The sequence below is a fragment of the Exiguobacterium sp. FD-YE-25-4 genome (genome assembly GCF_057004685.1).
Map to the genome: position 1 here is coordinate 517,501 of NZ_CM168041.1, position 25,205 is coordinate 542,705.

Sequence of the window (25,205 nt, forward strand, 5' to 3'; positions counted from 1 at the left end):
CTGTAGCCGAAATCGTATCCCCTCCAGAGTGGATCCTGAGTACGGCGGGACACGTGAAACCCCGTCGGAATCCGGGAGGACCATCTCCCAAGGCTAAATACTTCCTAGTGACCGATAGTGAACCAGTACCGTGAGGGAAAGGTGAAAAGCACCCCGGAAGGGGAGTGAAACAGATCCTGAAACCGTATGCCTACAAGTAGTCAGAGCCCGTTAACGGGTGATGGCGTGCCTTTTGTAGAATGAACCGGCGAGTTACGATGGCGGGCGAGGTTAAGCCGATGAGGCGGAGCCGCAGCGAAAGCGAGTCTGAATAGGGCGCATCAGTCCGTCGTCGTAGACCCGAAACCAGGTGATCTACCCATGTCCAGGATGAAGGTCAGGTAACACTGACTGGAGGTCCGAACCCACGCACGTTGAAAAGTGCGGGGATGAGGTGTGGGTAGCGGTGAAATGCCAATCGAACCTGGAGATAGCTGGTTCTCCCCGAAATAGCTTTAGGGCTAGCCTCGAGGTGAAGAGTTCCGGAGGTAGAGCACTGATTGGACTAGGGGCCCCCACAGGGTTACCGAATTCAGTCAAACTCCGAATGCCGGCAACTTGTACTCGGGAGTCAGACTGCGAGTGATAAGATCCGTAGTCGAAAGGGAAACAGCCCAGACCATCAGCTAAGGTCCCCAAGTGTATGTTAAGTGGAAAAGGATGTGGCGTTGCACAGACAACTAGGATGTTGGCTTAGAAGCAGCCATCATTCAAAGAGTGCGTAATAGCTCACTAGTCGAGTGACGCCGCGCCGAAAATGTAACGGGGCTAAACATACCACCGAAGCTATGGATCCCGTAAGGGATGGTAGGGGAGCGTTCCAAGCAGCAGTGAAGCGGTATCGTGAGGAGCCGTGGAGCGCTTGGAAGTGAGAATGCCGGTGTGAGTAGCGAAAAGAGGGGTGAGAATCCCCTCCGTCGAAAGCCCAAGGTTTCCTGAGGAAGGCTCGTCCGCTCAGGGTTAGTCTGGACCTAAGCCGAGGCCGAAAGGCGTAGGCGATGGACAACAGGTTGATATTCCTGTACCGCCGTACCACCGTTTGAACGATGGGGGGACGCAGAAGGATAAGGTAACCGTGCGACTGGAAGTGCACGGACAAGCAGCGAGGCCGTCGGGTTGGCAAATCCGCCCGACACACAAGGCTGAGCTGTGACGTGGAGCCCGTAGGGCGAAGTACCGGATTTCACGCTGCCAAGAAAAGCCTCTAGTAAGGAGGTCGGCGCCAGTACCGTAAACCGACACAGGTAGGCGAGATGAGAATTCTAAGACGCGCGGGATAACTCTCGTTAAGGAACTCGGCAAAATGGTCCCGTAACTTCGGGAGAAGGGACGCTTATGGCAACATAAGCCGCAGTGAATAGGCCCAAACGACTGTTTAGCAAAAACACAGGTCTCTGCTAAATCGCAAGATGAAGTATAGGGGCTGACGCCTGCCCGGTGCTGGAAGGTTAAGGGGATGTGTCATCGCAAGAGAAGCACTGAACCGAAGCCCCAGTAAACGGCGGCCGTAACTATAACGGTCCTAAGGTAGCGAAATTCCTTGTCGGGTAAGTTCCGACCCGCACGAAAGGCGTAACGATTTGGGCACTGTCTCAACGAGAGACCCGGTGAAATCATAGTACCTGTGAAGATGCAGGTTACCCGCGACAGGACGGAAAGACCCCATGGAGCTTTACTACAGCCTGATATTGAGGCTTTGTACGCGATGTACAGGATAGGTGGGAGTTTGTGAAGCCGGAGCGCCAGCTTCGGTGGAGACACCCTTGGGATACCACCCTTTGCGTATAGAGTCTCTAACTCGCAGCCGTGATCCGGCTGGAGGACCGTGTCAGGTGGGTAGTTTGACTGGGGCGGTCGCCTCCTAAACAGTAACGGAGGCGCCCAAAGGTTCCCTCAGAATGGTTGGAAATCATTCGAAGAGTGCAAAGGCAGAAGGGAGCTTGACTGCGAGACCTACAAGTCGAGCAGGGACGAAAGTCGGGCTTAGTGATCCGGTGGTTCCGCATGGAAGGGCCATCGCTCAACGGATAAAAGCTACCCTGGGGATAACAGGCTGATCTCCCCCAAGAGTCCACATCGACGGGGAGGTTTGGCACCTCGATGTCGGCTCATCGCATCCTGGGGCTGGAGTAGGTCCCAAGGGTTGGGCTGTTCGCCCATTAAAGCGGTACGCGAGCTGGGTTCAGAACGTCGTGAGACAGTTCGGTCCCTATCCGTCGTGGGCGCAGGAAATTTGAGGAGAGCTGTCCTTAGTACGAGAGGACCGGGATGGACGCACCGCTGGTGTACCAGTTGTTCCGCCAGGAGCATCGCTGGGTAGCTACGTGCGGACGGGATAAGTGCTGAAAGCATCTAAGCATGAAGCCCCCTCCGAGATGAGATTTCCCTTTGAGCAATCAAGAAAGACCCCTCAGAGACGATGAGGTAGATAGGTCATGGGTGGAAGCACGGCGACGTGTGGAGCTGAATGATACTAATCGGTCGAGGCTTTGATCTAGTCTAACGGTTTGTATGAATTGATGAGTCTTCAGTTTTGAGAGAACGATCTCTCTTGTCTGGTGGCGATGGCGAAGTGGTCACACCCGTTCCCATGCCGAACACGGAAGTTAAGCACTTCAGCGCCGAAAGTAGTTGGGGGTCTCCCCCTGTGAGGATAGGACGTCGCCAGGCAAACGGTGGTTCTGGAGCATTCGCTCAAGGGCCGCCGCTTTTTTTATTTATATCGCGATTCAAATGAAAGAGAGGAAGAACAGATGGCCAAAAAAATCAAAGTATACGTCGAGCCAAACGAGACAATCGATGACTGTTTAAATCGAATTGCTCAAATGGGGTATCGCCCGGTACGTAGGATTGAGAAGCCTGTCTTTGAACAAACGGGAACCAAAGACGAACCTGTACATTCCCATCAGTCGATTTTATTTGAGTGCGTTGCTCTCAAACCATAATGCCAAACCGTCACGAATGAGTGGCGGTTTTTTTGTGTTTTAATGAACCTAAAGACGAACGATAAATATTCAGACAATTAAATTGTTCGCCGTTTGTTGACATGTTTTGAATGAACAAGGTACGATAGGCGTGTGAGTTAAGAACAAATTAAATAGTGCTCCATATAATCGCGAGGAAATGGCTCGCAAGTTTCTACCTGATCGCCGACTCTGATCAGACTATGGGGTATAGTCGACATTTTTTTGTCGTGGTCTATACCCTAAACTGGTTATTCGGTTTAGGGATTTCTTTTTTTAAGGGGGACATTTAAGTGAAGGCAACAGTAGGTGTGATCATGGGTAGTTCTTCCGATTGGGAAACAATGAGCCATGCTTGTGAAATCCTTGAAGAGTTGAGTATTCCATATGAAAAACAAGTTGTCTCGGCGCATCGGACGCCGGACTTAATGTTCGACTACGCTGAGGAAGCTCGGGCAAGGGGCATACAGGTCATTATCGCAGGAGCGGGAGGCGCAGCTCACTTACCAGGTATGGTCGCTGCAAAGACCACATTACCCGTCATCGGGGTACCAGTACAATCGAAGGCGTTAAACGGACTTGATTCATTGCTCTCGATTGTTCAAATGCCTGCAGGTGTACCGGTCGCAACCGTCGCCATCGGTCGAGCTGGGGCGACGAACGCAGGTCTTCTCGCGGCGCAAATCTTGAGCCTCCAATCTTCTGAATTGATTGAACGTCTCGAGGTTTACCGCCAAGTGAAACGAAATATGGCACTCAAAGCGACAGAGGAGCTGATTTGATGAGAATCGGAATTTTAGGCGGAGGCCAGCTAGGTCGGATGATGTCACTCAGCGCGAGTGCTATGGGATACGAAACGCTAAGTCTTGATCCAAACCCAAACGCACCGGCCGCTCAAGTCGCGCCAAGCATCGTGGCTACATTTGACGACGTAACAGCAGCTCGCGAACTCGCTCAGCGTTCAGACGTCATCACATATGAATTCGAAAATATCGATACAGCGATGATTGAGGCTATCGCTGACAAGTGTCCGCAAGGGATGGATGTCTTAAAGGCGACACAGCATCGGCTCTATGAGAAGCAAATGATTGAAGGTGCGGGCCTTCACGTCGCTCCATATGTTCCAGTTCGTTCCCTCCGAGACGTCACTCGAGCAAGAGACGTGTTAGGCCTCCCATTCGTCATCAAGACGTGCCGATTCGGATATGACGGAAAAGGTCAAACGGTCTTGCGGACGGAGCAAGATGTTCGCACATTTACGGATCAGTTCGAAGAGACGGAGTACGTGGCCGAAGCTTGGCTGCCTTTTAAAAAAGAAATTTCGGTCATCGTAACGAGAGGGGCTCACGCGACGACAACGTTCCCGATCAGCGAGAACATTCATCATCAAAATATTTTACACTTATCGATAGTGCCAGCCCGAGTAGAACAAGACATTTTGGAAGAGGCTCGGCATTTGGCCCTTCAACTCGCTGACCACATCGGATTGATTGGAACGCTTGCGGTTGAACTGTTCATCATGGAAGATGGTTCCTTGTATGTGAATGAACTTGCTCCTCGTCCCCACAATTCAGGGCATTACACGATTGACGCCTGTGAGACGTCCCAGTTCGAGCAACATGTACGGGCAATCACTGGTATGAAGCTCGGCCGGACGACACTCCACACCCCGGTCGTGATGGTTAACCTGTTAGGCGAACATATGGATGAGCTGAATCCGCAAACGTTACCGTCGAATGTTAAACTACATTTGTATGGAAAAGAAGAAGCGAAGACTGGTCGGAAGATGGGGCACTTGAACGTGCTCGCCGATTCCGTCGAAGAAGCGCTTCAGACCATCGAACAATTGGCAATCTGGAAGGAGACCGTTTTATGATTTCACGTTATACCCGTCCCGAGATGGCGGCGATTTGGACAGACCAAAACAAATTTGAGGCATGGCTTCAAGTAGAACTTTACGCATGTGAGGCGTGGAGCGAGCTAGGCGTCATTCCAAAAGAAGATGTCGCGGTCCTGTGGGACAAAGCATCGTTTGATGTCGAACGCATCTTGGAGATCGAGCAAGAGACGCGCCATGACGTCATCGCCTTCACGCGTGCCGTCTCAGAGACGCTTGGAGAAGAGAAGAAGTGGGTGCATTACGGACTGACTTCGACAGACGTCGTCGATACGGCCTTATCGTACTTGATTAAGCAAGCAAACGATATTTTAGAAGCTGACATCGACCGCTTCATCGACATCCTCGCTGAGAAAGCGAAAGCACATAAGTATGACATCATGATGGGCCGTACACACGGTGTTCACGCAGAACCGACGACGTTCGGATTGAAACTCGCCCTTTGGTACGAAGAGATGAAGCGCAACAAGAAGCGGTTCATGGCAGCCCGTGAGACGATTGAGTTCGGCAAGATGAGTGGTGCGGTCGGCACGTTCGCAAACATCGATCCGTTCATCGAGTCGTATGTATGTGACAAATTAGGGATTCAAGCGGCACCAATTTCGACGCAGACGTTACAACGTGACCGTCACGCCGAGTACATGTCGACACTTGCTTTAATCGCTACATCGATCGAGAAGATGGCGACAGAGATTCGCGGCCTCCAAAAGACAGAGACACGTGAGGTCGAAGAATTCTTCGCCAAAGGTCAGAAAGGGTCGTCAGCGATGCCGCATAAACGTAACCCGATCGGTTCAGAGAACATGACCGGCCTGGCCCGTGTCATTCGCGGTCATATGGTGACGGCGTATGAGAACGTTCCCCTCTGGCATGAACGTGACATCTCACACTCATCAGCAGAACGGATCATTCTTCCGGATGCGACGAGTCTCCTCAACTACATGTTGAACCGCTTTGGCAATATCGTGAAGAACTTGACGGTCTTCCCGGACAATATGCGCCGGAACATGGACCGGACGTTTGGCATTATCTTCTCCCAACGCATCTTGCTCGCGTTGATCGAAAAAGGATGGTCGCGCGAAGCGGCGTATGACGCCGTTCAACCGAAGGCGATGCAGGCGTGGGAAGAAGAGACGATGTTCCGCACTTTGATTGAACGAGACGCCGAAATGGGCGCGCTCTTTACGAGTGACGAGCTCGACGACCTATTCGACCCGAGCCATCACGTGCGCCGTGTCGATGTTATTTTTGAACGCTGTGGTTTGTGATCGTTGAGGGGCGTCATGCCCCTCTCACTTTTAAGGGGGACGATACAGATGGAAGCAATTTACGAAGGTAAGGCAAAAGCGTTATTCGAGACAGAAGAACAGGGTGTGCTCCGCGTCTATTATAAAGACGACGCGACAGCATTTAACGGGGAGAAGAAAGAATCAATCGCCGGCAAAGGCGTGTTAAACAATGCTATCACGACGCGCTTGTTCGAACTCATGCACGATAACAAGATTCCGACGCATTTCATTAAGCGACTATCGGATCGCGAGCAGCTCGTACGCCGTGTCGACATCATTCCGCTCGAGGTCGTCGTTCGCAACATCGCCGCCGGAAGCCTTGCGAAACGACTCGGTTGGGAAGAAGGGACACCGCTCCTGTCACCAATCGTCGAGTTCTACTATAAAGATGACGCACTCGGAGATCCACTCTTAACAGAGGACCATATCCGTTTACTGCAAGTCGCCACACACAAAGAAGTCGAAACATTGCGACAACTTGGGCTGTGGGTCAACGATGTGTTACTCGACTTCTTCAACGAACACGGCATCGATTTGATCGACTTCAAACTCGAGTTTGGTAAAGTCGACGGTACGATCATCCTCGCCGATGAGATTTCGCCGGACACGTGCCGACTCTGGGACAAAGAGACGAAACAAAAGCTCGATAAAGATGTTTTCCGCAGAGACCTCGGATCTCTGACAGATACGTATAGCCAGTTGTTAACACGCATAGGGGGAATGAACTGATGAAAAAAGTAAACGTGTACGTGACATTACGTGAAAGTGTACTCGATCCACAAGGCGTCGCCGTCAAAGGCGGACTCGAACATCTCGGCTTTACAGGCGTTGAATCAGTACGCATCGGGAAAGTCATCGAGCTTCAAGTGGCAGAAGAGACGACCGAAGCGATGGTCCGTGACATGTGTGAGAAGTTGCTCGTCAACACGGTCATCGAGAACTATCGAATCGAGATGGGGGTACTCGCATGAAATTCGCTGTCATCGTCTTCCCGGGATCAAACTGTGACCTCGACATGTATCACGCTGTAAAAGATGTCCTCGGCGAAGAAGCGGACTATGTGTTCCATACGGAAACGTCGCTTGACGGTTACGACGGTGTGCTCCTGCCAGGCGGATTCTCATATGGGGATTACTTGCGCTGCGGCGCCATCGCCCAGTTCTCACCGATTATGAGTGAAGTCAAACGGTTCGCAGAAGAAGGGCGTCCGGTACTCGGCGTCTGCAACGGTTTCCAAGTGCTCGTCGAAGCGGGACTCCTACCGGGCGTATTGATGCGTAACCGTGATTTGAAGTTCATGTGCAAGACGGTCGAATTGAAAGTCGAGACGAACGAGACGATGTTCACGAACGATTATGCACTCGGGGAAACGATCCAAGTCCCGATCGCGCACGGGGAAGGCAACTACTACTGTGACGAGGCGACGCTTGAGACGCTTCGTAGCAATGGGCAGATCGCTTTCACATATACCGACAACCCGAATGGATCGGTCGCGAATATTGCAGGGATCACGAACGTACAAGGCAACGTACTCGGAATGATGCCGCACCCGGAGCGAGCGGTCGAAGTATTGCTCGGCGGGGAAGACGGCAAACGATTATTCACTTCGATGGTGAAATGGGGGACTCGACATGCTACTTACAACTGAACCGACAGCAACACACATCCGTGAAGAGCGACTTTACGCCACGATGGGATTGACCGATGAGGAATACGCGCTCGTCGTCTCACTGCTCGGTCGTGAGCCGAACTACACCGAGATTGGGTTATTCTCGGTCATGTGGTCTGAACACTGTTCGTACAAAAACTCGAAGCCTGTCCTCCGGAAATTCCCGACAACCGGGAAACATGTCCTTCAAGGACCTGGGGAAGGTGCTGGCATCGTCGATATCGGCGATGGCCAGGCCGTCGCTTTCAAAATTGAGAGCCATAACCATCCGTCGGCGATTGAGCCGTACCAAGGTGCGGCGACAGGTGTCGGCGGGATTATCCGCGACATCTTCTCGATGGGCGCGCGACCGGTCGCACTCCTTAACTCGCTCCGCTTCGGAGATTTGAACGAATCACGTGTGAAACATCTCTTCGGTCATGTCGTCTCAGGCATCGCCGGGTACGGCAACTGTGTCGGTATCCCGACGGTCGGGGGGGAAGTCGCGTTCGACCCGGCCTATGCGGGTAACCCGCTCGTCAACGCGATGTGTGTCGGGCTCATCCGCCATGAAGACATTCAAAAAGGGATTGCCGAAGGCGTCGGTAACTCAGTGATGTATGTCGGAGCGACGACAGGACGCGACGGCATTCACGGAGCGACGTTCGCCTCGGAAGAACTCGGTGAGGACGCGGACGAGAAACGCCCGGCCGTCCAAGTCGGTGACCCGTTCATGGAGAAACTGTTGATTGAGGCGTGCTTGGAAGTCATCAAGCACCCGGCCCTCGTCGGTATCCAGGACATGGGAGCAGCCGGTCTCACGTCGTCTTCGGCCGAGATGGCATCGAAGGCAGGCATGGGCATCGAGATGAACCTCGACCTCGTCCCACAACGCGAGGCTAACATGACGCCTTACGAGATGATGTTGTCCGAGTCACAAGAGCGGATGCTCCTCGTCGTCAAGGCAGGACATGAAGATGAGATCGAAGCGATTGTCACGAAGTGGGGACTTCATGCGATCAAAGTCGGTGAAGTCATCGAAGACAAAGTGCTCCGCCTGCTCCATCACGGGGAAGTCGCGGCCGAAGTACCAGTCGATGCGCTCGCAGAAGACGCACCGGTCTACCATAAGCCGTCGAAAGTACCGGCGTACTATGAAACGTTCCAAGCGATGACACCAATCCAACCGATTGTCTCGGACGTCCTCTCGACATGGAAAGACGTGCTCGCCATGCCGACAATCGCTTCGAAACGCTGGGTGTATGAGCAATACGACCATATGGTCCAAACGTCGACCGTCGTCGCCCCAGGAAGTGATGCGGCCGTCATCCGCATTCGCGATACAGACAAAGCACTCGCGATGACGACGGACTGCAACGCCAAGTACGTGTACCTCGACCCACGTGTCGGTGGTGCGATTGCGGTCGCAGAGGCAGCGCGCAACATCGTCGCCAGCGGCGCCACACCACTCGCTCTCACCGACTGCTTGAACTTCGGTAGCCCGGACAAACCAGAAGGCTTCTGGCAGCTCGACCAAGCTGTCGAAGGGATGGCCGAAGCGTGCCGTGCCCTCGATACACCGGTCATCGGTGGAAACGTCTCGCTTTACAATGAGTCGAACGGGACGGCGATTTATCCGACGCCGGTCGTCGGCATGGTCGGCTTGATCGACAAGCCGGAACATATCACGACGTCGTTCGCGAAAGCAGCAGGCGACATCATCTTCCTACTCGGGGAGACGAAACCAGAATTCGGCGGTAGTGCGCTCCAAATGCTGCAAGACGGTAAAGTGAGCGGACAGGCGCCGATGCTTGACCTCGAGACGGAGAGCCGTCAGCAACAAGCGCTCCTCGCAGCAATCCGGGAAGGTCTTGTCACAGCGGCCCACGACGTATCGGAAGGCGGAATCGCCGCGGCACTCCCTGAGCTCGTGTTCGGCACGGGATTCGGCGCAGATGTCACAGTCGACTCAGATCTCGTGACGACACTTTTCAGCGAATCACAGTCACGGTTCCTCGTCACAGTCGCGCCACATCAGGCTGATGCGTTCGCGAAGTTGACGAAGGCGACACGCATCGGACAGGTGACAGACACGCCACAATTGACGATCCGTGCGAGCGACCGCCTCATCGAAATGGACGTCACGGAACTTGAACGGGTATGGGAAGGAGCTATTCCATGTTATATGACATCCGAGGCATGAACGAGGAGTGCGGGGTATTCGGGGTTTTTAATCACCACGAAGCGTCACACCTCGCCTACTACGGCCTCCACAGCCTGCAACACCGGGGACAAGAAGGGACAGGCATCGTCACGGCTGACGGCGAGCGCTTGCACGCCAAACGCGGGCTTGGCCTCGTCGCTGAAGTGTTCGACGAACCGTCGCTCGACGCATTGACCGGGCATCACGCCATCGGTCATGTCCGTTATTCGACGGCAGGCGGCAACACGCTCGAGAACGTCCAACCGCTCCACTTCAAGTCGCTTACGGGCGACTTGGCGATGGCGCATAACGGTAACCTCGTCAACGCCAACGAGTTGAAACATATGCTCGAAGCGGAAGGTGCGATCTTTCAGACGACATCCGATACGGAAGTCGTCGCCCACTTGATTAAACGAAGCCGTGGCAACTCGATGAAAGAGCGGATTGCAGATAGCTTGGCCCGTCTCGTCGGCGCGTTCGCCTTCCTCTTCTTGACGGAAGACGCGCTCTACGTCGGCGTCGACGTTCACGGCTTGCGCCCGCTCTCGCTCGGCCAGACCGAGGATGGAGCCTACGTGTTCGCCTCAGAGACATGTGCGTTTGACGTCGTGGGGGCGACGTACGTACGCGATGTCGAGCCAGGAGAACTCCTCATGATCACGCGAGACGGGATCGTGTCGGAGCGGTACAGCGAGGCATCGGTCCGCGCGATGTGTTCCATGGAATACATCTACTTCTCGCGGCCGGACTCGATCATCGATGGCGTCAACGTGCATACGGCCCGTAAGGCGATGGGGAAGAAGATGTTCGACGAGGCACCAGTTGAAGCGGACGTCGTCACCGGCGTCCCGGACTCGAGCATCTCGGCGGCCATCGGTTACGCCGAGGCGAGCGGGATTCCGTACGAGATGGGACTCATCAAAAACCGCTATGTCGGCCGGACATTCATACAGCCGTCGCAAGAACTACGGGAGCGCGGTGTCAAGATGAAGCTGTCGGCGCTTCGAGGCGTCGTGAACGGAAAACGGGTCATCATGGTCGACGATTCGATCGTCCGCGGTACGACGAGCAGACGCATCGTCAAGTTGCTCCGTGAAGCCGGGGCGACCGAAGTGCATGTTCGCATCACGTCACCACCAATCAAGCATCCGTGCTATTACGGCATCGATACATCATCAAAGGAAGAGTTGATTGCGGCCACCAAATCCATCGAAGAGATTAAAGAAGAGATTGGGGCCGATTCACTGGCGTTCCTAACATTGGACGGAACGGTCGAAGCGATCGACCGGCCGTTCGAAGGGAACTTGCGCGGGCAGTGTGCCGCTTGCTTCACCGGACTTTATCCAACTGAACTGGCGGAACTTGTAACAGAGACAAAAGCTTGAGGGGGACTGACGATGAGTTTAAGATATGAACAAGCGGGTGTGAATTTAGAAGCAGGCTATGAAGCAGTATCACGCATGAAGCGTCACGTTGCACGGACGATGCGTCCAGAAGTGATGACCGGGCTCGGCAGTTTTGGGGCGATGATCGACCTCGGCTCGATGCAGTTGAAACATCCGATTCTCGTCAGCGGAACGGATGGGGTCGGCACGAAACTCAAACTCGCGTTCGCGCTCGACCAACATGATACGATTGGAATTGACTGTGTGGCGATGTGTGTCAACGACTGTCTCGTCCACGGGGCCGAACCGCTTTATTTCTTAGACTATATCGCGACCGGCAAGGCAGAACCGGCCAAACTCGAGCGCATCGTCGCAGGTGTCGCCGAAGGTTGCGTCCAAGCGGGCTGTGCCCTCGTCGGAGGCGAGACGGCCGAGATGCCGGGTATGTATCCGGACGGCGAGTACGATATCGCCGGATTCGCCGTCGGTGTCGTCGAGAAGGAAGCACTGATCGATGGACGGACAATCGAAGCGGGGGACATCGTCCTAGGTTTAGCATCATCCGGTGTCCATTCGAACGGATTCTCGCTCGTCCGCCATATCGTCGAGTCGCAAGGGCTCGCCTACACTGACGAGATCGCCATGCTCGATACGACGCTCGGGAACGCCCTTTTGTTGCCGACACGCATCTATTCCGAGGCGGCGAAAGCGGCCATCGCGACGGGGCGTGTCCAAGGCATGGCCCACATCACGGGCGGCGGTTTTTACGAGAACGTGCCACGCATGTTGCCGGAAGGTCTCGGTGTCACGTTCGACGCATCGAATTGGCCGAGTCTGCCCGTGTTCGACTGGCTCGAGCAAGTCGGGCACGTCTCGAAACAAGAGATGTTCAACGTATTCAATATGGGCATCGGCTTCATGATCACGGTCCGGCCTGAAGATGTCGAAGCCGTCGAAGCCGCACTCGAACGCGCTGGAGAGACATCGCACCGTATCGGGAAAGTTGATGCCAAACCGGGCGTCCGCATCATGGGGGTCGACCAGTGAAAAAATTTGCCATCTTCGCCTCCGGGTCCGGTAGCAACGCCGAAGCGATTTGGCAAGCCATCGACCGAGGCGACTTGTCAGGGGAATGTGTCCTGCTCGTCACGGACAAACCAGAAGCGAAAGTACTCGAGCGGGCGGATCGGTTCAACATCGCGAGCTTCTCGTTCGAACCGAAGGCATATGCGTCAAAAGCGGAATTCGAACAAGAGATTCTCGTCTTGTTACAGACACTCGGCGCCGACTATATCGTCTTGGCCGGGTATATGCGGTTGATTGGGGACGTATTGCTGTCAGCATATCCGAACCATATTATCAACATCCATCCGTCGCTCTTACCGGCGTTCCCAGGAAAAGACGCCATCGGTCAGGCGCTCGCGGCGAACGTGCCGACGAGCGGTGTCACCGTCCATTACGTCGATGCCGGGATGGATACGGGACCAATCATCGCCCAACAAGACGTCGCCATCGCAGGCTGTGATGCGGCCGAAGCGGCAAGACGCATCCAAGCGGTCGAGCATCAGCTCTATCCGCGCGTACTACAACAAGTGTTTATCCAACAGGAGGTTTTCAAGTGAGAGCATTACTGAGTGTGTCAGATAAAACAGGAATCGTCGAGCTCGCGCATGCGTTGCATGAAGCAGGCATCGAACTCATTTCGACAGGCGGGACGGAAGCGGCGCTCATCGCGGCCGGTCTTCCCGTAAAAAATATCTCGGAAGTGACATCGTTCCCAGAGATGCTCGACGGTCGCGTGAAGACGCTCCATCCGCTCGTACATGGCGGACTTCTCGGACGCCGCGATTTAGATTCGCACGTCGAACAGATGAAAGACCACGACATCGAGCCAATCGACTATGTCGTCGTCAACTTGTATCCGTTCAAAGAAACGATTGCGAAAGAGAACGCGACGTATGATGAAGCGATTGAGAATATCGATATCGGCGGACCGAGCATGCTCCGTTCGGCCGCGAAAAACCATGCCAGCGTGACGGTCGTCGTTGACCCGGCCGACTACGGTCATGTGGCCGAAGCGGTTCGTGCCGGCGGGACGACGTTCGAAACACGTCAACGTCTTGCCACAAAAGCGTTCCGTCACACGGCGGCGTATGACGCCTTGATTGCCGACTATTTAGGGCAGCAGATCGGCGAGACGTTCCCGGAACAGCTCACGGTCACGTATGAGAAAGTACAAGACCTCCGTTACGGGGAAAACCCGCACCAGCAGGCAGCGTTTTATAAGACGCCGCTCTATCACGGGATGACGCTCGCGAACGCGGAGCAGCTCCATGGAAAAGAACTCTCATATAACAATATCCAAGATACGAACGCGGCGCTCGAGGCGCTCAGTGAATTGACGGAGCCGGCAGCGGTCGTCGTCAAACATATGAACCCATGTGGTGTCGCTGTCGGACAGACAATCAGCCAAGCGTTCTCAAGAGCCCATGCGGCCGATCCGGTCTCGATTTTCGGTGGCATCGTCGCCTTGAACCGTGAAGTCGATGTGGAGACGGCAGAGGCCCTCCGTAACATCTTCCTAGAAATCATCATCGCGCCATCCTTTAGTGAGGCAGCACTTGACCGATTGAAAGAGAAAAAGAATCTTCGGTTATTGACGCTTGATATGGGCCAGATGACAGGGATGCGCTTGACAGCCGTCGCGGGCGGTCTCCTCGTACAAGATGGGGACGACGTCACACTCGATGATGCGTCATGCCAAATCGTGACCGACCGTCGCCCGACGGCGTCTGAATGGGAAGACTTGAAACTTGCGTGGCGTGTCGTTAAACACGTGAAATCAAACGCCATCGTCGTCGCCAAAGACGAGACGACAATCGGCATCGGAGCGGGACAGATGAACCGCGTCGGCGCGGCGAAAATCGCTTTCGAACAAGCAGGTGAACGTGCTACGGGTGCCGCGCTCGGTAGCGATGCATTCTTCCCGATGGGGGACACGGTCGAAGCCGCAGCCGCAGCCGGGATCACGGCCATCATTCAACCAGGCGGATCAATTCGTGACGAGGAGTCGATTGAAGCGGCGAACCGTCACGGAATCACGATGGTGTTCACGTCAGTTCGACACTTCAAACATTGAGAGGAGCGATAAGATGAACGTACTCGTCATTGGACGCGGCGGGCGTGAGCACGCGCTCGCTTGGAAGTTGAGACAAGACGGACATGAGGTGTTCGTCGCTCCGGGTAATCTTAATATGGGCGACGTGACGTGTGTACCAATCGAAGAGACAGATGTCTCTGGCCTCGTCGAGTTTGCGAAGCGCGAGGCGGTTGACTGGACGATCGTTGGTCCAGAGTCGGCCCTCATGGCCGGTGTCGTCGATGTGTTTCAAGCTCATGGACAAAAAATCTTCGGACCGACGAAGGCGGCGGCGTTGCTTGAAGGCAGTAAAGCGTTTGCGAAAGAAGTGATGCGCGAAGCCAATATCCCGACCGCAGGGTACGACACGTTCACCGACGCCGAGTCAGCGCTTCGACAGATCGATCAACTCGAAGCACCGCTCGTCGTCAAAGCGGACGGACTCGCCGCCGGTAAAGGGGTGACCGTCGCGTTCACACTTGAAGAGGCGAGAGCAGCCATCCATGACATTTTCGATACCAATAAATTCGGTGACCAATCACGTGTCGTCATCGAAGAGTTTTTGGATGGAGAAGAGTTTTCGCTCATGGCGTTCGTCTCTGGGGAGCACGTTATCCCAATGATCACGTCACAAGATCATAAGCGTGCCTATGACGGAGACGCAGGACCGAACACGGGCGGCATGGGCGCCTACAGTCCGATGCCTCACTTGGATGATGCTGTGTATCAAGAGGCGGTCGAACGTGTGCTCTTCCCGCTGGCGCGGACGATGGTCGAGCGGGGCACCCCGTTTGAAGGGTTCTTGTATGCGGGCCTCATCTTGACGGCGGATGGCCCGAAAGTGATCGAGTTCAACGCTCGATTTGGCGATCCCGAGACCGAGGTCATTCTCCCGAACTTGGCATCTCCTCTCCTCGGCGTCATCGAGGCGGTCGTGGACCAAAAACCGTATCCGATTGAATGGGTAGAAGGCTATACGATTGGAGTCGTCGTCGCGGCAGAAGGCTATCCTGATCGAGCGACGACCGGGCAGATACTGTCAGGCTTCGGTGACTTACGAGATGATGTGCTCGTGTTCCATGCGGGGACGACCCGGGACGGGACCCACATCATCGGTAACGGGGGGCGATTGTTCGTCCTCACGTCGACGAAACCGACGTTGCTTGAAGCGAAGACGGCCGTCTATACGGCACTCGAACAACTTGATTTGCCACAGACGTTTTACCGGCGTGATATCGGAGGGCGGGCGTTGGCTCAGATTTTTTAAAGGATGGGTCAACCCGTCCTTTTTTTCATGCGAAAAGAAGGGAATCCGTACTTCCTGCTCTACAATAATGGAGTAGATTGAAGGAAGAAGGTGGTCGACGTGCGCATTCGGACGAAGCTCATGATTGCGGTGGCCGTGAATATAATTGTGTTTGTCGGTGTCATCTTTTTTGGGGTACGACCATATTTCATCGAGAAAAGCATGGAGCAAGATCGTCAAACGGTCGAGAGTCAAATCGCGAGCGTATCTGAGACACTCGCCAATCGGAAGAGCACACTCGAGCGCACACTCATCGACTGGGCTGTCTGGAATGATACGTACACGTTCGTGCAGCGACGAAATGCCGCTTATATCAAAAGTAACATCAGTGAACAGTCGCTCGAGAACTTGAGCGTCAACGCTATCGTCTATTTGGACAACGAGGGGGAGGCTTTCTACTCGGCGTTTCGTTCGACAGACATGTCATTGTCGAAAGCCGACCAACAAGCGATCATCCGGGCGGTTACCTCTCGCTTGACCAATCGGAGCGATGCACAGAACGGCGTATACGCGAGTGATTTTGGCCCGACGTTATATGTCAGTCATCCGATTCTACGAAGTGACAGTAGTGGACCACGCCAAGGAACGCTCATCATGCTCGAGTTCGTCGATTCGACGGTCATGGCAGATATAAGTGCTCAAACGAAGATACCATTGACGATTCAGCCGGTTCGTCGAGAAGAGACGGCCATCAAGAGCGGGACGGACGGGACCGATGTGGTGATCCCACTCGACACGGTGTTTCAGCAATCCGATTATGAAGTCGGGTTCACCGTCGCGCAAACGCACTACGAAAATATGGTCACGATGTTGCGGCTCGGCATGCTCGCGCTCGTCATCCTCGGGTTCGGTCTGTTCTTCTCTTTGTTATGGACGATTCACCGGGTCGTGATTCGGCGGCTGATGGAGATCGTGAGTGAGTTGAAGATCATCACACTCGAGCGGGACAGCCGACTCCGCCTCAGTCGGGACGCGCACAGCCACGACGAAATCGAACAGATGGCGACGAGTATGAACGAGGTGCTCGCGGCACTCGAAGATACGCGCGCCGAAGTGATCGACCGGGCGTTCCGAGACGCATTGACGCTTCTTCCGAACCGGCTCGCGCTAGAAGATTATTTCTCGACCGTGCGTGGAAAGCAGGAACGGATCGGAGTGCTCGGATTGGATTTGGATGACTTCCGCCGGATCAACGACCAATACGGACATCGGACGGGTGATTCTGTTCTCATCTATCTCGCCTCACGGCTCAACTTCTATAAAGAAGACGGGTTCGTCGCTCGCATCGGTGCCGATGAGTTCATGCTCGTCCATCCGGGCTGGACACTTGACCAGCTCCAACCGGTCGCCCGGCACTTGACGAAAGACTTGAAGGACTGGGCCCATGTCAACGGTGTGAAAGGGATGGCGGCGACAATCGGCATCGATGTGTTCACCTATGCCGAGCCGCAACACACGTATGAGGTCATGATGGGGCGGCTCGACGTGGTCATTCACGAGGCGAAACTGTCAGGGAAGAACCGTGTCTTGACGTTCCAAGAAATCGAGGACGGGAGCCATTATTTACAGACGCTCGAGATGGAACGCGATTTGCGCCATGCCCTCGAACACGATGAGTTTGAACTGTATTATCAACCGATCGTATCGCCACGGCCGTTTGCAGTACGGGGAGTCGAGGCGCTCATTCGCTGGAATCATCCGGGCAAAGGTCAGATTTCCCCAGGCCTATTCATCCCGGTCGCCGAGCAGCTCGGTCTTATCTCGGACTTGGGACGCTGGGTGCTCGTACAGGCGGTCACGGAGATGAAGGATCATGTGGAACGACATCACTTGTTCCTTTCGATCAACGTATCGAAACGCCAAATCGCCGACGGGTCGTTTTTAGCTTCATTGGAACACGTGCTGACCGAAACGGGATTTGACCCTCATCGCCTTCATGTCGAAATCACCGAGAGTGAGGTCGGCGGGAATCTGTATGAGCTTCAGCAGTTCATTCACGCGCTCAAAGCAATCGGCGTCAAAATCTCGCTCGATGACTTTGGTGTCGGGACATCGTCGCTCTCGTTCTTGCAGTCGCTTCAACTCGATATTATTAAAATTGATCAAAACTTTGTCAAAGGGATTCCTGAGAACACGTTCGATCGGGCATTGCTCGAAGGGTTATATCAAACGTTCCATACACTCGGTCTCGATATCGTCACGGAAGGTGTGGAGCGTCCGGAGCAGCTCGCGTTCGTGCTCGAACATAGCAGTTCGCTCATCCAAGGTTACCATTACAGCAAACCGGTTCCGCTGGCACAACTTGAGCATTACTTGAAGAAAACGGTCACGATGTATGACTGGTGAAGACACCTCCTGCGGGAGGTGTCTTTATTTGTGTGAATTTCATGTGAATTCCGTTACAATTAGCAACATAACTTGCGACCCTTTCATAGAAAAGGTAAACTTGAAACAGATGAAAGAAAACGCTTACAAAATTATTGTCTGATAATAATGGCGAGGCGATTAAGGGAGGATTGGGTTCGATGCCAACAAAACGATCGGCGCGGGCACCGTGGTCTAAAGCGATGATTCGGTCACAACTAGAAGTCGTGAGCCAAGTCAGGCCACCTTCGCTCGTATTGACGAATGCCACATACTTGAACATGTACGTGAAGCAGTGGAAACAAGCAAATATTTGGATCGAGCATGACCGGATCGTCTATGTCGGGCCAGATGTACCGAAAGCGGCCGTCGAGACGGTGGACGTATCCGGAAAATATATCGTGCCTGGTTATATCGAACCACATGCGCATCCATTCCAACTTTATAATCCGGCGACGCTGTCGAAGTATGCAGGCGAGCGGGGGACGACGACGCTCGTGAATGACAACATGCTTCTTTTTTTACAAAATAAGGAGCAAGCGTTTGCGCAACTCGATGCGATCCAACAGCTTCCGACGAGCACATATTGGTGGGCGCGTCTCGATACACAGACCGAGCTCGACCGGGACAGTGTCCTTGTCGATTCCGAGCGGATTCACGACTGGTTCAATCATCCGGACGTCATCATGGCCGGTGAATTGACGGCATGGCCGCGCACGTTGAAAGGCGATGACGAGATGTTGCAGTGGATGCTCGACGCGGAGACGTGCGGGCTCCCGGTCGAAGGACATTTCCCGGGTGCCTCGGCGAAGACGTTGACGAAGATGGCGCTGATGGGTGTTCACAGCGACCATGAAGCGATGACGGCCGAAGAAGCGCTCTGCCGGCTCGAACACGGCTATACGACGACACTCCGTCATTCTTCGATTCGTCCTGACCTTCCGGGACTCATCCGTGGTCTGCTCGACGCCGGACTCGAGGCGTTCGATCATGTGATGGTCACGACAGACGGATCGACGCCAGGATTTTATCAAGACGGGCTGCAAGACGCGCTTATCAAGATCATGATTGAGGCCGGATTGCCGCCGATTGAGGCGTACCGCATCGTGTCATTGAACGTGGCGCGACACTTTGGGCTCGATCACGTCCTCGGTTCGATTGCGCCGGGACGCATCGCCCATCTCAATATTCTTGATGCGATCGACGAGCCGCGCCCGTCCGCCGTCATCGCCAAAGGACAATGGATTTACCGGGACGGGGCATCGTTGTTCCCGAACGAGCTCATCGATGCGGCGCTCGCGCTCATGCCGTCGACGGACGTCGACATCGAACTGACGCCGAACGATCTGTCGTTCAGCATGCCTGTCGGGCTCGACATGGTCAACTCGGTCATCATGAAACTGTTCAAAATCTCGCACGACACCGGTCAAGACGAATTGCCGCGTGACGGGGACGAGTCGTTCCTCATGTTGCTTGATAAAGAAGGAAAGTGGCGCCTCAACACGGTACTGAAAGGATTTGCCAACGACTTTGGCGGGCTCGTCAGCTCGTATTCGATTAGTGGCGACTACTTGATCTTAGGGAAATGTAAACAAGACATGCTGACGGCGTTCGAACGGATGAAACAGCTCGGCGGCGGTATCGTCCTCGTCGACCGTGGTGAGATTATCGCGGAAATTCCGCTCCCGCTCTGTGGCATGACGTCGAAGGAGCCGATTGAACAGTTGATCGTCCAAGAAGAAGTGTTGCGGTCCGAACTGCTCACGCGCGGGTATAAGTTTGAAGACCCGATCTATACGCTCTTGTTCTTGGCGTCGACGCACTTGCCATATGTGCGGGCCACACCGCTCGGAATTTACGAAGTGATGAAGAAACAAATACTATTTCCGGCGATTTTACGATGAACAGTTGAGTCCGAGCCGGTCGTGCTTTAGAATGATAAAGAAGTACGATGGAGAGAGGATGCTTGCGGATGCAACTCGATAAATTACGAGGACGAGAGCTCGATCAGCTGTTTGAGGCGATTTTGAAGCTCGATACACTCGAAGATTGTTATCAACTATTTGAAGATTTAGCGACCGTGAACGAAGTGCAGGCGCTCGCCCAACGGCTAGAAGTGGCCCGCCAAATTCGTGAAGGTAGCACGTACCATAAAATTGAAGAAGCGACAGGAGCTTCGACGGCCACGATTTCCCGCGTCAAGCGTTGCTTGAACTACGGGTCAGGCGGCTATGATCTTGCCCTTGAACGTCTACAACAATCAGAAGGTGACTCGTAAGAGTCATCTTGTTTTTGATGGGAGAGGAGGGGCGAGATGCAAGACAAGTTTATGAAGCGAAATTTACAGCTGTTCTTTCGGAAGCTGACACCGGTCCAGACACTCGTGTTGATTTATAGCGCGGCGGTCGTGTTGGCCGTCATTTTGCTCGCTTTACCGATTGCGCGACAACCGGGCGTCTCGATCACGTTCACCGATCTCGTCTTTTTCGCGGTCAGCTGTGTCAGCGTTACCGGATTGACCCCGATCGTCGTGACCGATACGTTCTCGACGTTCGGATTATTTATTATCTTGTTCATCGTTCAAGTGAGCGGGGTCGGGTTGATCAGTCTTCACGTCATCATGTGGATCTTGCTTGGCAAGCGCATCGGTTTTCGCGAGCGCCAGCTGATTTTACGTGACCAAAACCAGACGTCGATGTCTGGGATCGTCAAGTACATCACCGAGATCGTCATCACCGTTATCGCGATTGAAGCGGTCGGTGCGGTGTTGCTTGGGGTCCATTACTTAAATTACTTCGATACGGCCAGCGAGGCGTTCCTGCAAGGCCTGTTCGGTTCGATCAGTGCGACGACGAACGCCGGCTTCGACATCACCGGTAGCTCACTCGCACCATTCCGGGAAGACCCGTTCGTCATCTTCACCCAAATCGCGCTCATGACCGGCGGTGCCATCGGGTTCCCGGTCCTCGTCGAGATTCGCACCTATTTGACGAACCGAATCATTCGGAAGCGCGAGAATTTCCCGCGCCGTTTTTCACTGTTCACAAAACTGACGGTATCGACGTTCTTCATCTTGATTGCCATCGGGACCGTCGGTTTGTTCCTGTTTGAGTATGACAACGCGTTCAAAGAGTTGCCGCTCTGGCTCGCACTCTCGGACTCATTGTTCCAGTCCGTGACGACGCGAAACGGGGGGTTGTCGACCGTTGATGTCAACTTGTTCTCGGAAGGCAGCATGTTGCTGCTCTCGATTCTGATGTTCATCGGGGCGTCACCGTCCTCGGTCGGTGGGGGGATTCGGACGACGACGTTCGCCGTCGCCGTGCTCGGGGTCGTCGCGTTCATTCGCGGGGACTCGTCCATTAAAATCTTCGGACGTGAGATCGTGCTTGAGGACATTTGGAAAGCGTTTGTCATCATTACCGTGTCTCTGGCCGTCCTGTTGACCGGGGTCATGGTGCTCACGTTCTTCGAAGACGCATCGCTCACGCGTATCTTGTTCGAGGCGTGCTCGGCGTTCGGAACGACCGGGTTGTCGGTCGGGCTATCGTCCGAATTTAGTAACGTCGGCAAGTGGGTGCTCACCATTTTAATGTTCATTGGACGCATCGGTGTCATCGCCTTCATCTTGATTTTGCAGCGGAGACAGCCGAAACGGATGTACAACTATCCGAAAGAATCAATCATCTTAGGGTAAGGAGCTCAGAACATGAAAGCTTTTTGGATCAATTTCGGTTACGTGTTCGCCGTCCCGGTGTTGCCGTTCATCGCGGTTGTGAACGGAACGGCGCTCTGTTCACCGGATTCTCCGCTACTTGATATTCCCGTGCTCGGCTTTTTCTTGGCGAATCCGCTCTGGTTCATCCCGGTGTACGGGCTGTTCGCTCTGCTCGTCGCCAAGTGGATGACGGCCCGCGAACAAAAGACGCACGCGAGACGTGCTTGAGACTTGCCTCGGCAAGTCTTTTTTTGTTCAACAGATGCAAGTGGCGGGAAAAATCGCTACACTAGAGAAGGTATCGAAGGGGAGGGAAGCCGAATGGATTTTCAATCGTGGCGCCACGTGTTTAAACTAGATCCGAATAAACCGCTCGATGATTCGGCGCTCGCGGCGCTCATCCGCTCCGGTACGGACGCCTTCCTCATCGGAGGGACCGACGGGGTCGATGCGGAGAACACATTCGCGCTCTATGCCCGACTCGAAGGGTGCGGCATTCCGCTCGCGCTTGAGATGAGCCACCCCGAGCAAGTGGTTCGAGGCTTCGATCACTATTTTATTCCGACCGTCCTGAATGCAGGAACTGTCGACTGGCTCATCGGTCATCAAGTGAAGGCGTTTGAACGACACGGACACTTGTTTCATGACCAGGTGACCGGACAAGGCTATATCGTTTTGAACCCGGACGCGAAAGTGGCCCGTGTGACCGAGGCGAAAACCGACCTTTCCATCGAAGAGGCGGTCGCTTACGCAGAAGCCGGTCATCGCTTGTTCCGCTTGCCTTCGCTTTACGTGGAGTATAGCGGCACACTGGGATCCGTCGAGCTCATCAAAGAAGTACGTTTAGCGGTGCCGGACGCCCACTTGTTTTATGGGGGCGGCATCACCGATTTTGAATCAGCTCAGACGATGGCCGCATACGCGGACACGATCGTCGTCGGTAATGTGATTTATGACAATTTCGAAGGAGCGCTTGCGACTGTCGCGGCACTCCGATAAAATAAGAACAAATGTTTGGTTAGAGAAAGGAAACGATTATGTATAACTTGAGTGAAGAATTAGTCAAAGGCATGAACCCCCCGCAAGCGGAGGCGGTCAAATATACGGACGGCCCGCTCCTCATCATGGCCGGGGCAGGGTCTGGGAAAACACGTGTCTTGACGCATCGCGTCGCCTACTTGATGGCGTCGAAACAAATCGCGCCGTGGAACATTCTCGCGATTACGTTCACGAACAAAGCGGCCCGCGAGATGAAAGACCGGATCGCCCGCCTCGTCGGCGGTGTCGCGGACGATATTTGGATTTCGACGTTCCACTCGATGTGCGTCCGGATTTTGCGCCGCGACATCGATCGCATCCGCTATGACCGGAACTTCTCGATTCTCGACTCGTCCGATCAGTTGACGGCAATCAAGCAAGTGCTCAAAGAGCTGAACCTTGACCCGAAAAAATATGAGCCGCGGACGCTCCTCGGCATGATCTCGAACCATAAGAACGAACTCCGCACGCCGCAAGACGCGGCTGGACTCGTCGGCAACAACCCATACGAGAAAGTCATCTCGGACGTCTATACGGCGTATGAGAAAAAGTTGAAGCAAAACAACGTGCTCGACTTTGATGACTTGATCATGAAGGCGATTCAGCTGTTCCAAGAAGCACCGGACGTGCTTGCGTTTTATCAGAAAAAGTTCCAATACATCCACGTCGACGAGTATCAAGATACGAACCGGGCCCAATATACGCTCGTTAAACTGCTCGCGCAAGCGCATGAGAACTTGTGTGTCGTCGGTGACTCGGACCAGTCGATCTATCGTTGGCGCGGGGCCGATATCGCCAATATCTTGACGTTTGAGAAAGATTACCCGAGTGCGCACGTCATCTTACTTGAACAAAACTATCGGTCGACGAAACGGATTTTGGAAGCGGCGAACGGTGTCATTCAAAATAACTCGAGCCGAAAAGATAAGAAGCTATGGACCGAGAACGTCGAAGGGGAGAAACTGCTCCTTCACGTCGCCTCGGATGACCGGGATGAAGCGTTCTTTATCATCAATCAGATGAAAGAACTCCGCCAAGAGGGTGTCGATTACGGCGAAATGGCCGTTCTGTATCGGACGAACGCTCAATCGCGTGGACTTGAAGAGATGCTCCTCAAGTCGAACATCCCGTATAAGATGGTCGGCGGGACGAAGTTCTATGAACGAAAAGAAATCAAAGACATCTTGGCGTATTTACGCTTGATCGCCAACCCGGACGAGGACATCTCCTTCGTCCGTGTCGTCAACGAACCGAAGCGCGGCATCGGCGCCGCGACGGTCGATAAGCTCGGCGACTTCGCCGGGATGCAAGGTGTGTCGCTCATGGAAGCGATTCGTGACATCGAGCTGTCGGGCATTGCCCCACGCACAGCGACGAAGCTTGCCGAGTTCCGTCAATTGATGGTCGATTTGCGTCAAATGGCCGACTACTTGTCGATTTCCGAATTGATTGAAGAAGTGCTGAAGAAGTCAGGCTACGAAGAGATGCTCAAAATCGAGAAGACGCTTGAAGCCGAGAGCCGCCTCGAGAACTTGCAAGAGTTCCTCTCAGTCGCCCAAAACTTCGAGAAAGAGAGTGACGAGCAGACACTCGTCGCCTTCCTAACCGATTTGACGCTCGTCTCGGACCTCGACACGCTCGAAGAAGTCGACGAGTTGCACCAAGTGACACTCATGACGCTCCACTCAGCCAAGGGACTTGAGTTCCCGGTCGTCTTCTTGATTGGGATGGAAGAAGGGTTGTTTCCACACAGCCGTGCCTTGAACGATCCGGAAGAGATGGAAGAAGAACGTCGCCTCGCCTACGTCGGGATCACACGGGCCGAGAAACGTCTCTATTTGACGCGGGCCCAGTCCCGCATGTTGTACGGTCGTTTCCAAAACAACCCGGAATCGCGCTTCTTGCACGAGTTGCCAGAGACGCTCTTGGAGCGTTCGGGCAAAGCGAAAAAGGCGATGCCATGGAATCCGGTCGAGTCGCCGGGGAAACTTCCGGTGAACGGCTTCAGCTCGAAACCAAAACCGAAGCTCGCCCAGTCGTCCGGCGCCGAATCGATCGGTTGGAACGTTGGGGATAAGGCCAATCATAAAAAATGGGGTCAAGGCACGGTCGTCCAGACGCGTGGCGAAGGCGATCAGCTCGAACTCGATATCGCTTTCCCTGCAGTCGGCATCAAGCGCCTGCTCGCCAAGTTTGCCCCAATCGAAAAAGCGTGA

20 protein-coding genes, 2 rRNA genes and 1 riboswitch (1 of these 23 running past the window's edge) are annotated in these 25,205 nt (G+C 54.2%); all 22 genes read left to right on the plus strand.

Going from position 1 to position 25,205, the window contains the following annotated elements; translation table 11 throughout:
* Positions 1-2,536: ribosomal RNA gene (locus tag AC13H5_RS02705) — 23S ribosomal RNA — on the plus strand (it extends 378 nt beyond the left edge of the window).
* 57 nt (positions 2,537-2,593) lie between these two features.
* Positions 2,594-2,709, plus strand: a 5S ribosomal RNA gene (gene rrf / locus AC13H5_RS02710).
* Positions 2,710-2,792: 83 nt separating this feature from the next.
* Positions 2,793-2,984: an NETI motif-containing protein gene (locus tag AC13H5_RS02715; protein ID WP_128123962.1), complete on the plus strand. Its 192-nt coding sequence runs from the start codon at positions 2,793-2,795 to the stop codon at positions 2,982-2,984.
* A gap of 140 nt (positions 2,985-3,124) precedes the next feature.
* Positions 3,125-3,226: riboswitch (purine riboswitch) on the plus strand.
* 69 nt (positions 3,227-3,295) lie between these two features.
* Positions 3,296-3,784 (plus strand): 5-(carboxyamino)imidazole ribonucleotide mutase, encoded by a 489-nt coding sequence (gene purE / locus AC13H5_RS02720; protein ID WP_483546265.1) that lies wholly within the window; start codon positions 3,296-3,298, stop codon positions 3,782-3,784.
* A complete protein-coding gene (gene purK / locus AC13H5_RS02725) occupies positions 3,784-4,878 on the plus strand; it encodes a 5-(carboxyamino)imidazole ribonucleotide synthase (RefSeq protein ID WP_200881510.1) in 1,095 nt (364 codons plus the stop codon). The genes purE and purK overlap by 1 nt, the downstream gene beginning before the upstream one ends.
* Positions 4,875-6,167 carry an adenylosuccinate lyase gene (gene purB, locus AC13H5_RS02730; protein WP_483546266.1) on the plus strand — a complete coding sequence of 431 codons (1,293 nt, stop codon included), beginning with the start codon at positions 4,875-4,877 and terminating at the stop codon, positions 6,165-6,167. The genes purK and purB overlap by 4 nt, the downstream gene beginning before the upstream one ends.
* A gap of 48 nt (positions 6,168-6,215) precedes the next feature.
* Positions 6,216-6,917, plus strand: a complete 702-nt coding sequence (gene purC / locus AC13H5_RS02735; RefSeq protein ID WP_214797640.1) for a phosphoribosylaminoimidazolesuccinocarboxamide synthase — start codon at positions 6,216-6,218, stop codon at positions 6,915-6,917.
* Entirely contained in the window at positions 6,917-7,159 is a 243-nt protein-coding gene (gene purS, locus AC13H5_RS02740) for a phosphoribosylformylglycinamidine synthase subunit PurS (protein ID WP_214754309.1), read from the plus strand. The genes purC and purS overlap by 1 nt, the downstream gene beginning before the upstream one ends.
* Entirely contained in the window at positions 7,156-7,836 is a 681-nt protein-coding gene (purQ, locus tag AC13H5_RS02745; protein ID WP_215190654.1) for a phosphoribosylformylglycinamidine synthase subunit PurQ, read from the plus strand. The genes purS and purQ overlap by 4 nt, the downstream gene beginning before the upstream one ends.
* Positions 7,820-10,039: a phosphoribosylformylglycinamidine synthase subunit PurL gene (gene purL / locus AC13H5_RS02750; RefSeq protein WP_483546267.1), complete on the plus strand. Its 2,220-nt coding sequence runs from the start codon at positions 7,820-7,822 to the stop codon at positions 10,037-10,039. Before purQ ends, purL begins: the two co-directional genes overlap by 17 nt.
* Positions 10,015-11,424 carry an amidophosphoribosyltransferase gene (gene purF / locus AC13H5_RS02755; RefSeq protein WP_483546268.1) on the plus strand — a complete coding sequence of 470 codons (1,410 nt, stop codon included), beginning with the start codon at positions 10,015-10,017 and terminating at the stop codon, positions 11,422-11,424. The genes purL and purF overlap by 25 nt, the downstream gene beginning before the upstream one ends.
* 12 nt (positions 11,425-11,436) lie before the next feature.
* Positions 11,437-12,471, plus strand: coding sequence for a phosphoribosylformylglycinamidine cyclo-ligase (gene purM, locus AC13H5_RS02760; RefSeq protein ID WP_034781315.1), 1,035 nt, complete (start codon positions 11,437-11,439; stop codon positions 12,469-12,471).
* Positions 12,468-13,046: a phosphoribosylglycinamide formyltransferase gene (gene purN / locus AC13H5_RS02765; protein ID WP_214708824.1), complete on the plus strand. Its 579-nt coding sequence runs from the start codon at positions 12,468-12,470 to the stop codon at positions 13,044-13,046. Before purM ends, purN begins: the two co-directional genes overlap by 4 nt.
* Positions 13,043-14,563 (plus strand): bifunctional phosphoribosylaminoimidazolecarboxamide formyltransferase/IMP cyclohydrolase, encoded by a 1,521-nt coding sequence (gene purH, locus AC13H5_RS02770; protein ID WP_215192647.1) that lies wholly within the window; start codon positions 13,043-13,045, stop codon positions 14,561-14,563. Before purN ends, purH begins: the two co-directional genes overlap by 4 nt.
* Positions 14,564-14,576: 13 nt before the next feature.
* A complete protein-coding gene (purD, locus tag AC13H5_RS02775) occupies positions 14,577-15,830 on the plus strand; it encodes a phosphoribosylamine--glycine ligase (protein ID WP_483546269.1) in 1,254 nt (417 codons plus the stop codon).
* Positions 15,831-15,929: 99 nt separating this feature from the next.
* Positions 15,930-18,215 carry a putative bifunctional diguanylate cyclase/phosphodiesterase gene (locus tag AC13H5_RS02780; protein WP_483546270.1) on the plus strand — a complete coding sequence of 762 codons (2,286 nt, stop codon included), beginning with the start codon at positions 15,930-15,932 and terminating at the stop codon, positions 18,213-18,215.
* Between the two features lie 179 nt (positions 18,216-18,394).
* Complete coding sequence (locus tag AC13H5_RS02785) at positions 18,395-20,137, plus strand: adenine deaminase C-terminal domain-containing protein (protein ID WP_483546271.1); 1,743 nt, start codon at positions 18,395-18,397, stop codon at positions 20,135-20,137.
* A 68-nt stretch (positions 20,138-20,205) separates the two neighbouring features.
* Positions 20,206-20,511: a YerC/YecD family TrpR-related protein gene (locus AC13H5_RS02790; protein WP_034781303.1), complete on the plus strand. Its 306-nt coding sequence runs from the start codon at positions 20,206-20,208 to the stop codon at positions 20,509-20,511.
* Positions 20,512-20,547: 36 nt separating this feature from the next.
* Positions 20,548-21,930 carry a TrkH family potassium uptake protein gene (locus AC13H5_RS02795; protein WP_052090282.1) on the plus strand — a complete coding sequence of 461 codons (1,383 nt, stop codon included), beginning with the start codon at positions 20,548-20,550 and terminating at the stop codon, positions 21,928-21,930.
* Positions 21,931-21,942: 12 nt separating this feature from the next.
* Positions 21,943-22,179 carry a hypothetical protein gene (locus AC13H5_RS02800; RefSeq protein ID WP_131437309.1) on the plus strand — a complete coding sequence of 79 codons (237 nt, stop codon included), beginning with the start codon at positions 21,943-21,945 and terminating at the stop codon, positions 22,177-22,179.
* A gap of 93 nt (positions 22,180-22,272) precedes the next feature.
* Positions 22,273-22,950, plus strand: coding sequence for a heptaprenylglyceryl phosphate synthase (gene pcrB / locus AC13H5_RS02805; RefSeq protein WP_214754293.1), 678 nt, complete (start codon positions 22,273-22,275; stop codon positions 22,948-22,950).
* Between the two features lie 38 nt (positions 22,951-22,988).
* On the plus strand, positions 22,989-25,205 hold the full coding sequence (gene pcrA / locus AC13H5_RS02810; RefSeq protein WP_034781291.1) for a DNA helicase PcrA: 2,217 nt from the start codon (positions 22,989-22,991) through the stop codon (positions 25,203-25,205).